Annotated in this window: 15 protein-coding genes, 1 other RNA gene and 3 pseudogenes; 5 read left to right on the forward strand and 14 right to left on the reverse strand. The window is 38.1% G+C overall.

Annotated elements, in window-relative coordinates:
* The first annotated feature begins 37 nt into the window (after window positions 1–37).
* Window positions 38–1,264 (forward strand): L,D-transpeptidase family protein, encoded by a 1,227-nt coding sequence (locus AB2N10_RS07805; protein ID WP_369434602.1) that lies wholly within the window; start codon window positions 38–40, stop codon window positions 1,262–1,264.
* Between the two features lie 236 nt (window positions 1,265–1,500).
* Complete coding sequence (locus AB2N10_RS07810; protein WP_354624275.1) at window positions 1,501–2,049, forward strand: YcbK family protein; 549 nt, start codon at window positions 1,501–1,503, stop codon at window positions 2,047–2,049.
* A gap of 97 nt (window positions 2,050–2,146) precedes the next feature.
* Here the strand turns inward: AB2N10_RS07810 and AB2N10_RS07815 are convergent.
* The 12 genes and pseudogenes from AB2N10_RS07815 to hemA all read right to left on the reverse strand — a co-directional run bounded on the left by AB2N10_RS07815 (window position 2,147) and on the right by hemA (window position 13,383).
* Window positions 2,147–2,690 (reverse strand): annotated as a pseudogene (locus AB2N10_RS07815) (YSC84-related protein).
* Between the two features lie 93 nt (window positions 2,691–2,783).
* Window positions 2,784–3,194 (reverse strand): annotated as a pseudogene (rlmM, locus tag AB2N10_RS07820) (23S rRNA (cytidine(2498)-2'-O)-methyltransferase RlmM); the annotation flags it as partial.
* A 128-nt stretch (window positions 3,195–3,322) separates the two neighbouring features.
* A complete protein-coding gene (locus AB2N10_RS07825) occupies window positions 3,323–5,749 on the reverse strand; it encodes a CHAT domain-containing protein (protein ID WP_369434603.1) in 2,427 nt (808 codons plus the stop codon).
* Between the two features lie 17 nt (window positions 5,750–5,766).
* Window positions 5,767–6,327: a hypothetical protein gene (locus tag AB2N10_RS07830; protein WP_354624270.1), complete on the reverse strand. Its 561-nt coding sequence runs from the start codon at window positions 6,325–6,327 to the stop codon at window positions 5,767–5,769.
* Window positions 6,328–6,459: 132 nt separating this feature from the next.
* Entirely contained in the window at window positions 6,460–7,557 is a 1,098-nt protein-coding gene (rlmM, locus tag AB2N10_RS07835) for a 23S rRNA (cytidine(2498)-2'-O)-methyltransferase RlmM (RefSeq protein WP_369434604.1), read from the reverse strand.
* 33 nt (window positions 7,558–7,590) lie between these two features.
* Window positions 7,591–8,007, reverse strand: coding sequence for a DUF423 domain-containing protein (locus tag AB2N10_RS07840; protein ID WP_369434605.1), 417 nt, complete (start codon window positions 8,005–8,007; stop codon window positions 7,591–7,593).
* Between the two features lie 3 nt (window positions 8,008–8,010).
* Entirely contained in the window at window positions 8,011–8,856 is an 846-nt protein-coding gene (kdsA, locus tag AB2N10_RS07845; protein WP_354624268.1) for a 3-deoxy-8-phosphooctulonate synthase, read from the reverse strand.
* A 19-nt stretch (window positions 8,857–8,875) separates the two neighbouring features.
* Window positions 8,876–9,721, reverse strand: coding sequence for a SirB1 family protein (locus tag AB2N10_RS07850; RefSeq protein WP_369434606.1), 846 nt, complete (start codon window positions 9,719–9,721; stop codon window positions 8,876–8,878).
* A 3-nt stretch (window positions 9,722–9,724) separates the two neighbouring features.
* Window positions 9,725–10,111, reverse strand: a complete 387-nt coding sequence (locus AB2N10_RS07855) for a SirB2 family protein (RefSeq protein WP_354624266.1) — start codon at window positions 10,109–10,111, stop codon at window positions 9,725–9,727.
* 10 nt (window positions 10,112–10,121) lie between these two features.
* Window positions 10,122–10,961: a peptide chain release factor N(5)-glutamine methyltransferase gene (gene prmC / locus AB2N10_RS07860; RefSeq protein ID WP_354624265.1), complete on the reverse strand. Its 840-nt coding sequence runs from the start codon at window positions 10,959–10,961 to the stop codon at window positions 10,122–10,124.
* Entirely contained in the window at window positions 10,962–12,053 is a 1,092-nt protein-coding gene (gene prfA, locus AB2N10_RS07865) for a peptide chain release factor 1 (protein ID WP_369434607.1), read from the reverse strand.
* A gap of 70 nt (window positions 12,054–12,123) precedes the next feature.
* Window positions 12,124–13,383, reverse strand: coding sequence for a glutamyl-tRNA reductase (gene hemA, locus AB2N10_RS07870; RefSeq protein WP_354624264.1), 1,260 nt, complete (start codon window positions 13,381–13,383; stop codon window positions 12,124–12,126).
* A gap of 253 nt (window positions 13,384–13,636) precedes the next feature.
* On the opposite strand from hemA, the gene AB2N10_RS07875 reads away from it, so the two are divergent.
* Window positions 13,637–14,083: an outer membrane protein assembly factor BamE gene (locus AB2N10_RS07875; protein ID WP_354624263.1), complete on the forward strand. Its 447-nt coding sequence runs from the start codon at window positions 13,637–13,639 to the stop codon at window positions 14,081–14,083.
* A 70-nt stretch (window positions 14,084–14,153) separates the two neighbouring features.
* On the opposite strand, the gene AB2N10_RS07880 is transcribed toward AB2N10_RS07875, so the two are convergent.
* Both AB2N10_RS07880 and AB2N10_RS07885 read right to left on the reverse strand, forming a co-directional pair.
* On the reverse strand, window positions 14,154–14,465 hold the full coding sequence (locus tag AB2N10_RS07880) for an RnfH family protein (RefSeq protein WP_369434608.1): 312 nt from the start codon (window positions 14,463–14,465) through the stop codon (window positions 14,154–14,156).
* A complete protein-coding gene (locus AB2N10_RS07885) occupies window positions 14,452–14,889 on the reverse strand; it encodes an SRPBCC family protein (RefSeq protein WP_369434609.1) in 438 nt (145 codons plus the stop codon). Before AB2N10_RS07885 ends, AB2N10_RS07880 begins: the two co-directional genes overlap by 14 nt.
* 138 nt (window positions 14,890–15,027) lie before the next feature.
* Between AB2N10_RS07885 and smpB the strand changes: the two are divergent.
* Window positions 15,028–15,506 (forward strand): annotated as a pseudogene (gene smpB / locus AB2N10_RS07890) (SsrA-binding protein SmpB).
* Window positions 15,507–15,599: 93 nt separating this feature from the next.
* Window positions 15,600–15,954, forward strand: a transfer-messenger RNA (tmRNA) gene (gene ssrA / locus AB2N10_RS07895).
* The last annotated feature ends 45 nt before the right edge of the window (window positions 15,955–15,999 follow it).

The raw sequence follows: 15,999 nt of genomic DNA on the forward strand, positions 1-15,999 counted from the left end.
TTGCCTACACGGAGCATAAAAAAACAGAAGGTAAAAAGTGGCTATTCTCCAGAACATGGATGTTTCATTCATTCCTCCTTCACAACAATCTATCGATGCCTTTTTTAACAGTGACTCATCTGCCCAAAAAACACACTATTTGCAATCTATCTCCTCTAAGCCAGCGCAATATAAACGCCTTTACCTATATTTATTAGACTATTATGCATCAATTGATATAAATGAGGCAGTTGCACCATTTACAGAAACGATTAAAAAGGGTGAAAATATTGAACAAAAAGATCTTTTATTAACACGCCTATTGTTAGCCAGAGAGATCAACGAACAACAAAAAAAAGCTTTTGAAACAACGAATAAAAATTTTTACACGCTTGAGTTAGAAGAAACAATTAAAAATTTTCAGCGCAGACATGGCTTAACGGCCGATGGCGTAATAGGTAGAAAAACACAATATTGGCTTAACCTACATCCGCAAGAGCGCCTTAGATTAATGGCAATAAATACATTGCGATCTGAATTATGGGCCATAAACAACGGAAATCAGGTCTTGGTTAATATTCCAGATTACACCATGGAATACTGGGAAATGGGAGAGAAAATTTTCCAAAGCAGAGTGATCGTGGGGCGCTATAAAAGAAAAACGCCTATTCTAACCGCTAAACTCGATTCAATTATTTTCAATCCTATATGGCGAGTGCCAACCAAAATTATGCGTAAAGATATTCTGCCCAATGCATTGCAGAACTTAGACTATTTTAAAAAACATCAATACGAAATATTTGCAGATTGGACTAGCCAAAAGCCGCTTAGTATTGATGATATTGATTGGCAAACATACAACGCCAATAACTTCCCATACAAATTGCGCCAAAAAGCAGGCCCAATGAATGCTCTTGGGCAATATAAATTTAACACCCCAAATAACCAATCCATTTATTTGCACGACACTCCTGCAAAAAGCTTATTTAACAAAGAAGCGAGACCTTTTAGCTCTGGTTGTATTCGCGTTGAACAAGCGGGTGAATTTGCCCATTTATTACTGTCAAAATCGGGTTTTTCTGATGAAACATATCGCCAACATAGCGAACAAGATGAGACGACAGTGCTAGGATTAACCGAAGTGATCATCTTTTCTACGATTTATCAAACTGTCTGGGTTGACGATAATGGCATCACACAATTTAGATCCGATATCTATCAATATGATCGCGCCTATCTATCACAAAATGCCCAAATCCCCTTACTAGACAATGACTACATTTAAAAGTGAGTGCTCAGTAAAGATAAGCTAAATCATAGACGCCTCACAAATATGGGATCCTTCCCTATCTATAAATAAAATTAAAACCCCTTACAATTCAATTAGAATACAAGAAAACGCCATTTTAAAGGTAAATATTTGATTTTTTTCTCATTTGACTAGCGTACAAAAAATCAGTACTTTCTCAACTTATGTTATTTTTTAACCTTTTTTAGTTTGTTTTATATGCGTTGAGTGTTATGTCAAAACCTGATTTTAATCGTCGAAAATTTGTTCTATCTAGCCTAGTTACTTTAGGTGCAACCTGCCTCCCCTCTTTAACTTTTGCATCGCAGGCTAATGGCTCCCCAAGAATGTTAAGCATGAATAATCTTCACACCGGTGAAATTATTGATACTGAATATTTTGATGGTAAACATTATCAATTTAGTGAATTACAAAAGCTAAATCATCTATGCCGCGACTTTCGTCGTAATGAGATTATTGCTATGGATACTCGCTTATTTGATCAGTTATCGGCTATCCAGAAAGTACTTGGCTGTAACAAACAAGTACAAATCATCTCTGGTTATCGTTCGCCTGAGACTAATAAAATGCTCAGTGCAAAATCAAATGGTGTTGCTAAAAAAAGTATGCATATGCAAGGCAAAGCGATGGATTTTCGTATCGAAGGTATTTCACTAAATAAAGTTAGAAAGGCTGCATTGTCACTAAAAGCGGGTGGTGTCGGTTATTATCCTAATAGTAACTTTGTACATATTGACACTGGCCGTGTTCGTAGTTGGTAATTTGTTAAAAACGGCGAGTGAGTGACTCGCCCTTTTAAACTTTCATAACATACAGTGTCACCGCTATGTTCTATCGATTTATTATCTCGAGTTGGCCTTATTTAGGGTCAAAAGAAAACTTTTGTCCACCAATGGCAGCTTCATACATTAAACCACCAATGGCGTAGGTATATATTGCCATGCCATTAGTGTAATCCCCTTTTTGTGACTCTTTTCCAGCCCCAGCAGAATTCCCCGTCGTACTTGTTTGCGCCTGTGCGCCAGCGGTAATGGCAACAGCAGAGGCTTGCGCACTAAATTCAAAATTTCCATTTGTAAATTTGTCATAACTGTTTTTATCTTTAAAAAAGAATCACTTCACTAAATGCCTGTCCACCAAGCTGAAAACCTATGGTCAGCTGGGTCATTGATGTTTCACCTGTTTTAACGCCTTTTTTAAAAACACTACCTGAACCATAAGCACCACCAATACCAATCCCCCCTTTACCTATAGTCGGAAATATCGCATAACCATAGGCACTAGAGAATAAGGCACTCACTTTGGGGGATTGTTTGAAATTGGCAATCGTATCGGCAATTTCATCTGCCATGCTGATGCTTGTAAAAAGCAGCAACACAAGTAAGTATGCTAATTTTTTCATGATAGACCCTTTTAATTAAATAAGTATCTATCTAGCTTAGCTTAGATAGATTGATTTGGGCAAAGAACAGCAATTAATTATTAATATTAGATTTTAACCCCAAACACGATTAATCAATCGCACATGTAGTGTAATCTCTTCCCGATCATGGTAAAGATGTTTTGCCTGCAATTCATACTCTAAGCCCGCATCATTTATCATATCGGTTAATATCTTAATATCTGCTGCAGCTTCTTGATAACGTTTTTTCATGGGAAGTTTAAGGTTAAAAATAGCCTCTTTGCACCAACCTTCAATCAGCCATTTAGCCATTAGTTTTGCGACACGTTTTGGTTTTTCAATCATGTCACAAACTAGCCAGTCTATATTTTTGCGCTCTGGCTCATATTTAAAGCCATCTACCATATAGTGCGTCACTTGCCCTGTATCCATCAAACTTTGTGCCATCGCGCCATTGTCGATGGCAGTAACAAACATTCCCCGACGTACTAGCTGGTATGTCCACCTACAGGATATCTGCCTTGTTTTTTTTAGGGTGCTAGGCAAGGTCTTGTAAAATACAAGACCTGCCATTCGCCGCTATTTTATTTCTGAATACGGAGCTTACTTTAGAAATAAAGCCCCACATAAACTTAAATAGCCAGACCGCTTAATTGAAATGCTGACCAGTAATATGGGTTCGGATACGTCGCTTTAAGTTGCCTCTGGGCTTCGGCTAACGCTTCACGCTTATTCATCGTTGTGAGATTTTTATAGAAACGAATCATCAACTGATACGTTGCTTCATCATCCACTTGCCACAGGCTTGAAACAATACTGCTCGCTCCGGCAAATAAAAACCCTCGGGTAAAGCCAATTACATCGTCACCATTACCGATATGCCCTAGCGCCGTCTCACAGGCTGATAAAGTAACTAAGTCTACATTTAACTGCATATCGTAAAGTTCTCTGACCGTAAGCACTCCATCATTCTGTTCGTCTTTAGCTAATAACAGCGCGGAGTCCAGAGGAATTGCACTATTAAAGGTACCGTGAGAAGCAAAATGCAACATGTTATATTTACCAGCACTATTTTTGACCTTAGTCTCTGTTGCCCGTTCTTTTACGAATATATCTGAATCTTTGATAATGTTTGAAATCTCATTCACTTCAACTTCGGCAAAGGGGAGTGATAATTCAGCATATCCCAAATCAGGGTTGCCTAAAGCTAATAGCTGTTCAGAATCGGTTTTATTATTGATAATATACTGCAATACCGATGCACTCGGCAATATACGCATATCAAATTTATCTACCATATATTTGTTACCATCATACAGTGCATTAAACGGTAGATAATGGAGTAAACCGTGAGGAATAATGGTTAAATTCTTGTTCGTTAAGTATAGATCCAATGGTTCGATAAGCTCTTTATAGAGACGGTTAGCTACAACCTTTAATTTTTCGACATCACCTTCTTCGATAAGCACTCTAAAAAAAGAGACATCTTTAACGATCTCGGAGTTGAGCCTGAAGGCCTTAATCCCTTGCTGTGAAATCAAAAAATTATACCATTTGTCACCATAACCATAGAACTCTATGTAGCTTTCTCCTGTTTTTAATGTTTCACTAATTTTCTTAAAGCTGATCTGCTCGCCAAACGTCACCAATTTTTTCTCTTGAGCCGTAGTATTGTTTGTTTTAATTAGCTTTAAGCCCCTGCTATTTCCATCTTTAGCAAAACTAAAGGAGCTCTTGGAATGATAGGATTTTTTATTATCAGCAACTGTAGACACATCAATTCTCTGGGTCAACATATCAACCAACGCTCGAGACTTACTACGCTCCACGTATTCAAAGGCAGCCGTAAAATCACCTTGAGTAACTAGCGTATCTATTAAGTTAGCATAAACAGCCTGCTTATCCCCCAGAAATCCGATACGTCCATTTTCAGAGCTAATAGAGTTTCGCTGCGCCTCTACAATTTCAACAGCTTTCTTAAGTATGGTGATCGCCTGTTCTATTTCTCCACGATAAAGTAAAATTGTCGCATGATCATTAAGTAAACTATAAGAGATAGAGTTTATTGATGCCTGATTTATTTCGCTGATAAGCTTCTTCTGAATAGCAAATGCCTTATCTAACTCACCTAATCCCATATATGATTTTTGCAGATAATAGAGAGCTTGCTCTTGGTGGGAAGATTGATTAAATGATTCACCAGCAACATCAAACATATTGACACCAGAAACCAACGATATAGAAGACAGCATTGCTAGCCCGACTGGATTAAACAAAATTAATTTACTAGATTGTTCAAATCCGGTTTGATCACTAATATCTTCGTATATATCAATGTTATCTTTATATTTGGATGCCAATAGGTTATAGCGCATAATCCATAATGTAATCAAATTCTTATCTTTTCTCTGAACCTCATCCAGCTCACTGTTATATATATTTTTTAATATTATTTGATGCTCATTTTTATTTCGGCAGTTAGATAGCAATTGACATGTATAGGCTGCCAGCCCTAGGCTTCTTAATTGAATTTTGCTGTGCAGAGCTATAAACCTTGTTCCCAACAACCTCTCACTCATTTTAAAGCTCTGTGAAGAGAATTTATAAGCTCTATCAACATCCCCCAAAGCAAAAGCACGCTCGGCTCGCATTAAGTTTAAAAGAGCGATATACAGATCGTTGTTTCTTTCATCATCTACCTTTTGTCCACTGTTATTAGCATATCCCCCTCCGAAATCAATTTGATTGATTGGATCGAGGGAGTCAATTAATGAGTTACGTAACTCTTCAGCATTAATGCCACTATTAACGACAGAGTCAATACAGTTATCAAATTCATTAAACTGACGCAGTTGTAAATATGAATCACAAATCATGGCATGCATAATGGCCGAAATATTTGATGTATCGGTATTACTATTTTCAGCATCCTCTATAACAGCAATATAATCTGCCTGAAGATAATCCTGTGCCAGCTTGGTTGTGTTAGAGGCGCATCCAAGTTGCAAGCCGCATGAAAAAACAATAAAAATACAATTTATAATCCATGAATAGTTCATATTAAACCCTTATAAGTTCAAATAGAGGAAGGTTCATCTTTTATAATGCTCAAGAAGTCACGCTCATGCTCAACACCAATCGATTCCAATGTAGTGGTTAGATTACCAACTTCGTTTAAAATTTCTTTATAATACCCTCCACCTTTTAAAGCGGTTTTGGAGTAAAAAGTGCATTTATTTTCATTGAAAATAGATGCACTATTATTTTTCAGGTATATTTTAAATGTCGTATAAGCGTTATTTGAGAAGGAATAAGCACTGTAACTGATACTTAAGGGCGATTCTATCCACTCCCAATCTCGATATGCTTGCGGAATTAAGATTGCTGTAAATTTTAAACCCAAAGGGATTACAGGGTTCTTTTTAAATTTGTTTTCAGTGTATTCACATATCGCAGGCACTAGAGTAGGAGTGTGCACTGCTTTATTACTGGATTCTATTCTATTTGACTGTAGTAATGAAATATCAACAACACCAGCTTTTTTATTTGACTTCATAGCCATTACTACTGGATCTGGTTTACCAGCACAAGCCGACAAAAAAAGCGATAGAGTAGTTATAAATATAAATTTTTTCATAAGTGATTCCTTTTACTTTAATTGATTTTCGAAATCATCAATGGATAACCGAAAATAAAAAATACATATGCCCAAATGCAGTCAACAGGGCATAATATATTGTTCAACATAATTTTAGAGAAAATATCATGCTCAGCTATTACCTAGCTGTTTGCCCCAAACATTCCCCTGTAAACTAATATGAACAGTGATTTCTTCCCGATCATGGTAAAGATGTTTTGCCTGCAATTCATACTCTAAGCCCGCATCATTTATCATATCGGTTAATATCTTAATATCTGCTGCAGCTTCTTGATAACGTTTTTTCATGGGAAGTTTAAGGTTAAAAATAGCCTCTTTGCACCAACCTTCAATCAGCCATTTAGCCATTAGTTTTGCGACACGTTTTGGTTTTTCAATCATGTCACAAACTAACCAGTCTATATTTTTGCGCTCTGGCTCATATTTAAAGCCATCTACCATATAGTGCGTCACTTGCCCTGTATCCATTAAACTTTGTGCCATCGCACCATTGTCAATGGCAGTAACAAACATTCCCCGACGTACTAGCTGGTATGTCCACCCACCCGGACAAGCGCCAAGATCAACTGCTCGCATCCCTGAATGCAAACGTTCCACTTGTTCTTCAGGGGTTAAGAAAATTTGAATCGCTTCATCAAGCTTCAGAGTTGAGCGACTTGGCGCTTCACTTGGTGAACGTAAACGGGCAATACCCATATAAAATTCGCTGCGATTATTTGGCAGAGAGAAGCCAATAAAAGCCGATTGATTATCTAAAAAACAGAGGTGATAACAAATTTTTTTACGATTTTCTTTGGCCGTTAAACTATTTTGCTTTTTAAGGGCTTGTCGCAGTGGCACGGTAAATTTACGGCAAAAAGTAAGCAATGGTTTAGTCTCATCGCCCTCAGGGGTTTCAACATAAAGGTCGCCACCTAAGGGCATATTACGTGTTACCTGTAAAATAGGTGATATGCGGTCATCTAATGGTAAATTATCAACAAACTCTTGCACTGCAATTAATTGACGCGCAAAAATCAACTGTTTGTAATTAAGACCCTTTAATAGCTTTTCAACTTCTTCACCGTTGTAGCATTGATAAAAGACATAACCACTATTACGTTTCGTTTTTATAAAACCAAATATTTCCAATGCAGCAGCTTTATCTTGTATTTCGTTAGCGCAATCATTTTCAAAGCCAGGGCGGCAGTATAGTAAAATTCCTAACATATTTTCCTCTGTTTAATCTTTATTAAACATTTGTTAACGTTGGCATGGTTTAAAAAAGAGAGAAAGCCCAAGTAACAACCAAGCCGAGATCAATAACAGCCCACCAACGGGTGTTATTGCCCCTAATACCTTAACGCCCGTGAACACATAACAATACAAGCTCCCACTAAATAGGATAATGCCAAAGGTGAAACAAAACTGGCTCACCAACAACATGGTAGATTGGTAAAAAAGGGAGAATAAACAGACAAAGAGCAAAGTAAGCGTATGAAATAACTGATAACTCACGGCTGTTTTGAAAATATCAACTTGTTCGGGACTCGCCCAATTAGATAAACCATGACTCGCATAGGCGCCACTGGCGACACCCAGAGCACCAAGCAGAGAAGCGAAAATCATAAACCAGCGAGTCATCACTGGTATAGTGCTAATTGTATGTAAGTTGCTCATCACCTATTCAGTAACGATAACATCTAAACTTTTCGCCAATTCATCCATCTGTTTCATTTGCGAAAGGAATGGCATTAATTTATCCAAAGGCAATGCACAGGGGCCATCACATTTTGCATTACTAGGATCTGGATGAGACTCTAAAAATAGTCCTGCAATGCCCTGTGACATCCCAGCTAAACCAAGTTGTACAACTTGACTACGTCGACCATCAGCACTATCCGTTCGAGCACCCGGTTTCTGTAATGAGTGTGTGACATCAAAAATAACCGGGTAACCAGTTTCTTTCATAGTACTAAAACCAAGCATATCAACAACTAGGTTATTGTAGCCAAAACAACTACCACGTTCACACAAAATGATCTTATCATTACCGGCTTCATTAAATTTGGTAATAATATGCTGCATTTCATGTGGCGCCAAAAATTGTGCTTTTTTGACATTAATAACCGCATTTGTTTCAGCCATTGCTTGTACCAGGTCGGTTTGACGACTTAAAAATGCAGGTAATTGAATAACATCAACCACTTCAGCAACGGGTTTTGCTTGGTATGGTTCATGTACATCAGTAATAATAGGCACATTAAACGTTTTTTTAATCTCTTCAAAGATACGTATCCCCTCTTCTAAACCAGGGCCTCGAAAACTATGAATAGAAGAACGATTGGCTTTATCAAAGGAAGCTTTAAAAACATAAGGTATATTTAACTTAGATGTCACTTCAACATAGGTTTCAACCATTTTCATCGCCAAGTCGCGGGACTCTAAAACATTCATGCCACCAAATAAGACAAATGGAGTGTCATTGGAGACGTCAATATTGGCAACTTTTACTATTTTTTGTTTCATTGTTTGCTCACTTATCGGTTTAGTGGATCACTTGCATCTGTTGATCGAATTGCATTTTTTTTATCTGCTGTTTTAAAAGCGCAGCAAGCGGATCTTCTGGAAATTGCTCTATAAAATATTGAAAATCAGTACTCGCCAAATTGTAACAATCTAACTGTTGAAACAGAAAGCCTCGATCGCGAACCTCGTAGGCATCATTGGGTTCCATACGTAGTAAAATATCGCTACATAAAAGCGCTAAATTCAACATATCAGCTTGAATATAGGCTGCTTTTGTCACATTAATTAAGCGCATTAAAATACTTTTGTTACTATCTGGCTTTAATAAATCTAAGGTTAATCGCGCATGATTGCCCAATTGCCCACGCAGTTTTAGCTCTAACATTTCCCAGGATTGTAACTCTCCGGTAAAGGGGTCAAGATAGAGGAGTTCATCGTCAAGACAAATACGAATTAAAAAACCACTCGGGAAACAAATCCCCTGCACCTCGAAGTCACAATGCGCTAATAAATCTAATAGTATGATCCCTAAACTAATAGGAATACCTTTGCGACGCGATAAAACCTTTGAAATGAGTGCATTTTTCACATCAAAAAATGATTGCCAATCACCAGTAAATGCTTGCTGCTTATAAATTATTTCCAAGAATGCTTGTAACTTATCTTTATCGACAGCCTGATAAGTAGAAAGTTTAGACTTAATTACTATATGTTGCAGCGTTAATTCATCTTGGCATTTTTTTATGGGAACACCCGTCAGTTCAGACTCAACCATCATCGCTGCATCAATTAAAGAACAACTATCAAAATCAAACTGTTCATTAATAACAGCATAGTTATTTTTATTATTAAGCTCAATATTCACTTTCTATCCAACCAATATAATTGCTTGTTTACCAAATGCCAAGCCAGCTATACAGAACAGCCAACCAAATGCCCCTATAAAAGCAAGATATTGCATACCTGCTCGCTTTTTATCATTTAATGCCACAGAAACTAATAATAGGTAAGCCGCAAATGCTACTATTTTTTCAAGTAACCAATAACTAGATTCTGCCAATGGATTAATATGTAAATAACCCATTAAACATAAACCTAACACTAAAATCGCGAGATGTGTATGCAATAGCATTTTCTTGAATATCGGTTTTTGTGAATTTTTATGGCCCGATTTCAACCAGTAAAAATTAAGAATAAATAGCACCACTGCTAGTAATATAAAAGTAAAATGGGTATGTTTTAAAATGTTATACATAACTCTCTCATTATTGTTTTTTGCTAAAAACAGCCACCGTAATACGGTCATTATCACCGTAATCTTTCACGGTACGTATTTGTGAATAAGCTAATTTTGTTAACATAGCGGTAACTGCATTAGCTTGATCATATCCATGCTCTATAAATAAATAGCCGCCATCATTTAGATAATCGGGCGCTTGTTCAGCTATCCTTTGAATATCGGCTAAGCCATGATTATCAGCCACCAATGCGGATAATGGCTCAAAACGCACATCCCCCTTTTGTAGATGTCTATCTTGTGCATCTATATAGGGGGGGTTACTAACAATAACGTCAAATTTTCCAGTGACATTTTTAAACCAATCACTCTTCTGAAATTGCACATTATTGATAGCTAACTGCTGCGCATTTTGTTTCGCCAAATTAACCGCGTCAGCACTAAAGTCAACACCAAAACAACTCGCTTTAGGCAATTCACTCGCCAAGGCTAAAATGATAGCTCCCGTCCCGGTGCCCAAATCTAATATGCGGATTTTTGCCTCTATCGCATATTCCGCTAATACTGATTCAACGAGCACCTCTGTATCAGGGCGAGGGATCAAAGTACTATTATTCACCATCAGTGGCAAAGACCAAAATTCACGAATGCCCGTTAAATGAGCAACGGGTACACCATTAACACGTTGGCTAATTAATGTTTCAAATTGCTCTTTTTGCTCACGCGTTAAATCACGCTCAGGCCATGTTAGTAAATAAACGGTCTCCTTACCAAGAACAAAAGCTAACAGCACCTGTGCATCTAACAAAGGCGTGTCGCTATTCACTAATGTATATTGCGCCCATATCAATGCATCATCGATACGCAATTAAAATGCCCCCTGTGACAATGCAGCCAGTTTATCTGCCTGATCTTCTTGCAAAATTGGTTGCAATAAGGCATCTAAATCACCCTCTAATATTTCGTTTAAGCGATATAAAGTCAAATTGATACGGTGATCACTAACACGTCCTTGCGGATAATTATAAGTGCGAATACGTTCACTACGGTCACCGCTTGCAACAAGACTGCGACGAATAGTTTGCTCTTCAGCACTGTTTTTTTCATCTTCAGCTTGTTGTAAACGAGCTTGCAACACAGACATTGCCTGCGCTCTATTTTTATGTTGCGACCGTTGATCCTGACACTCTACTACCGTTCCCGTTGGCAAATGGGTAATACGAATAGCAGAATCCGTTTTATTAACGTGCTGACCACCCGCACCCGATGCGCGGAAAGTATCTATTTTTAAATCGGCAGGGTTTATTGAGATAGCTTCAGCTTCTGGAATTTCAGGCATCACCACCACAGTACAGGCAGACGTATGGATACGTCCTTGCGATTCGGTTTCAGGAACACGCTGTACACGATGACCACCAGATTCAAACTTCATGATTCCGTAAGCGCCTTCGCCATCAATTTTAGCAATCAGCTCTTTAAAACCACCTTGCTCACTGACATTGCTATTCATCACCTCAATACGCCAACCTTTCATATCAATGTATTTGCTGTACATACGAAATAGATTACCCGCAAAAATTGCCGCCTCATCCCCCCCCGCGCCGGCTCTAATTTCAATATAACAATTACGATCATCATTGGGATCTTTTGGCAGCAGTAATATTTGCAATTCAGCAGCTAATCGCTCCAGCGCAGATTTAGCTTCTTTAACTTCCTCTTTTGCCATCTCGCGCATATCGGCATCATCATCATTAATCATTAACTCAGCGGCTTCAAGGTCTTCAACGGCCCCTTGATATGCTTTAAAAGAGTTAACAACCACTTCTAACTGGGAATACTCTTTCGTTAATTCACGATATTTGTTTTGATCGTTGATCGTATCGGCGTCACCCAATAAGGCTTGTACCTCCTCATAACGTTCAACCAACCCTTCTAATTTGGTGATTATTGATGCTTTCATATTTTTCTCTTATATTATGTAATTTTATTTGCCAGTCTCTGTAACAGCTAGCTTAGTAACGATAATGCCACTATTCCGGTGCAATTAAACCAAGTGCTACACGTAGTAATTGTAATTCGTCATCATCACCCGACTGGCTAACTTTTGTTAATGCCTGACTCGGATGATGTATCAATTTATTGGTTAGCTTATAGGCCAATTCATTTAATAATTGTGCGGGATCTCCACCATTAAGCAAGGCAAGCTGAGCACGAGCTAATAGTTGATCTCGCAATTGTTCACTGTTACGACGATAGCAGCGAATACTCTCTACAGCCTTTAATGATTCTAGCCAGTGACTAAATTCAACAATACTCGCATCGATTATTTTTTCAGCTTCAATAGCTGCCTCTTGGCGTGCCTGTTTATTTTCCTCAATAATACCGTGTAAATCATCGACACTGTAAAGATAAACGTCGCGTAATTCAGCCACTTCAAACTCGATATCGCGAGGAACGGCTATATCAATAAACAACATAGGTTGATAACGGCGCTTTTTTAACGCACTTTCCACCATACCTTTACCAATAATAGGAAGAGGACTAGCGGTTGAAGAGATAACAATATCCGCTTCAGCTAAGTGGTTCGGTATTTCTCCCAAGGTAATCGCTTTTGCAGCAAACTGTTCAACTAAATTTGTTGCTCGCGATAGTGTACGATTAGCAATGGTAATATTAGGCACATTGTGATCGATTAAATATTTCCCAACTAACTCAATCGTTTCACCAGCCCCGATTAATAAAACCCGACTTTTGGATAAATCACTAAAAATTTGTTGTGCCAATCGTACGGCAGCAAAAGCGACCGAAATAGCATTGGCACCAATTTGCGTTTCTGTTCTGACTCGCTTGGCGACAGTAAAGGTATAATGAAACCACTTATTAATGATTTTTTTCACGGCTCCCATGTGGCTCGCCGTTGCAAAGGCTTGCTTTATTTGCCCAAGAATTTGCGGTTCCCCAAGCACTAATGAGTCGAGTCCACAGGCGACACGAAAAAGATGCTGTACAGCGCGATCATCTTGATAACAATACAAACTTGCAACTAGTTGAGCATGCTCAACTTGATGATAAGAACAGAGCCACTCGGTTACCTGCAGAGCGAGATCGCCATTAAGATAACAATAAATTTCCGTTCTATTACAGGTTGAAATAATAACCGCTTCTTTAATTGAATCTAACGCTAGCAATTGTTGATAAGCATCCACCAACCGTTCAGGTGAAAAAGCAATTTTTTCACGCAATGAGACAGGGGCAGTTTGATGATTAATTCCTAACGCAAATAGAGACATTCAGTAGATTCACAGAGCAAGTAAAAACGACGAATTATAAAACAGGGAATTCTACGGAAATTTATGGCATATTTAAAGAAAACGATGCAACCAAGAGAAATTAAAACAATCTTTACAGATTTATTTCCTTTAACTGTGAACAAACGGAACAGAATTAACAAATATCTCGCTTTATATTTTTACAACGATGCAGACCTTGGGTATTATCGGCTTTCTATTTTATCCACCATTTGAATTAAGTTGTTACTAAATCATGCCTATCAAAAATATTATTACTTGCTTCTTTTTACTCTTTTCACTCACCGGGTGCACCTATGTTTACAATACCTTTGTTTATCAAATCGATGTAACCCAAGGAAATTATATTGATGATGAAAAACTGGCTCAAGTCGAATTGGGAATGACCCAGGAGCAAATTATTTTTTTACTCGGCTCTCCGATGTTAGTCGACCAATTTGATTCATCAAAATGGTATTACATTCGTTATATCAAACCGGGTGGCGAAGATATTCAGCAAGAACAAGTTGTGTTTACCTTTAACAATCGCATTCTTGAACATATAGACAGCAGCGGAAAAATAGCGGATAACCCACTAATTAACAATCCAAAACACAAAAAAGCACCGAATGCTGCGGCAGAAAGCGCCAATGATGATCAAAACTCTATCTCAGATAGTGGTGTGCCAGCTATTTTAGAATAGAAGTAAAAGAACAAAAACAGATACGAATTATCATTTATAATTTGTATCTGTTCCTAACTGCGACAAAGGGTTATTTTTTCCCCATCTTAGCCGCTCGTAATTTACGCATTTCCTTTGGATCAGCAATCAAAGGACGATAAATTTCAATACGATCCCCCTGCTTAACTTGCGTTGACAAACTTTCCAGACGGCTAAAAATGCCAACTTTAGCTTCTCTAAGAGTAATTTCAGGAAAATGCTTATTAATCGCGGATAACTTTATGCACTCTTCGATAGTACTGCCAACGGGCACAGGCAAAGATAATAAAACTTGCTTATTGGGCAAACCATAAACGACTTCAATATCAATCATGTCATTTCGCATGTTATTACCTAACTCCATACACCACCTTCGCTCTAGCAGAAAAAGATTTAACCATAGAAGCCACTAAATCATTAAATACACGACCAAATGCAAATTCAACGACCTTACTACTAAACTCAAATTGCAAATCTAAATTGACCTTACAGGCTTGCTCATCTAAAGGAGTAAAAGTCCACCCCCCCGTCAAACACTTAAATGGGCCATCGACAAGATTCATCTCTATCGATTTATTCTCAACCAAGCGATTTTCTGTCGTAAATGACTGACTAATCCCCGCTTTAGAAACTTTCACAGAGGCACGCATCGCCTGCGTATTCGATGATAATATATTCGCAGCGACACAACCCGGTAAAAATTCAGGGTAAGCAACAACATCATTCACTAATTGATACATTTCATCTGCGCTGTACATAACTAACGCGCTACGCGATACTTCTGCCATCCATATTTCCCCGTATTAAAAACAACATATTACACTATCCTACTGGCAAGAAAAATATATCCATAAATGTTTATTATTTTTTCTATTATTAGATAATTGAAATAGCATTTTTGAAAACTAACTTTATAATGTGAGTCTATGAAAAATAAAAAATCAAAAAACACAGACAATACGATTGCACGCAATAAACGTGCAAGTCATGAGTACCATCTTGAGAACGCTTTGAAGCGGGCATTGAATTACAAGGTTGGGAAGTAAAATCGTTACGAGCAGGTAAAGCGAATATTGCCGATAGCTATATTTTCCTTAAAAATGGGGAAGCATGGCTATTAAATTCAACTATTCCCCCTTTAAATGCAGCCTCTTCACACGTAGTTTGTGAACCTATGCGTTACCGAAAATTATTACTAAAAAGAAGAGAACTAGATAATTTAGTCGGTAAAGTAGAGCGGCAAGGTTACTCCATTATACCTATCTCTTTATACTGGAAAAAAGCATGGGTTAAAATATCCTTTGCCTTAGCCAAAGGTAAACAAGACCATGATAAACGTGCTGACGTTAAAAGCAGAGAATGGCAGCTAGAAAAAGCACGTACAATGAAACACAGTGTTCGATAAACAACCGATTAGCTAATTAAATAAAGATAATACTATCTTGATTGTGTTTGCTTTGTTAAACTAATTTCATTAGACGTTGTCTAATAAAGTACTGGGGATGATTTAGGACTCGACGAGATTCTTGAAACCCTAGGTGCATGCCGAGGTGGCGGCTGGCCTCGTAAAAAGCCGTCAAAGTTATAGTTGCAAACGACGATAACTACGCTCTAGCAGCTTAGGCTAGCTAGCCTTCCACCCACGTTTCTCCTATGGGCAGGGATTCGGAAGGTCATTCACATTTGGATAGCGAGGGAACCTTGTTCGAGGGTGAACCGCGAAATAGTATCGGACTCGCTCTTTGCAATCCTGTCTGTCGGAGTGTCGAGAGTTAACTAAAAGATGGACTAAGCATGTAGTACCGAGGACGTAGGCTTTTCGGACGGGGGTTCGACTCCCCCCATCTCCACCACCTACAGGTCTTTTAAAGACCATTAAAGACCCGCAAAGCCTATTA

Origin of the sequence: Psychromonas sp. MME1, assembly GCF_041080865.1 — a bacterium.
In the GTDB taxonomy this organism is placed as follows: domain Bacteria; phylum Pseudomonadota; class Gammaproteobacteria; order Enterobacterales; family Psychromonadaceae; genus Psychromonas.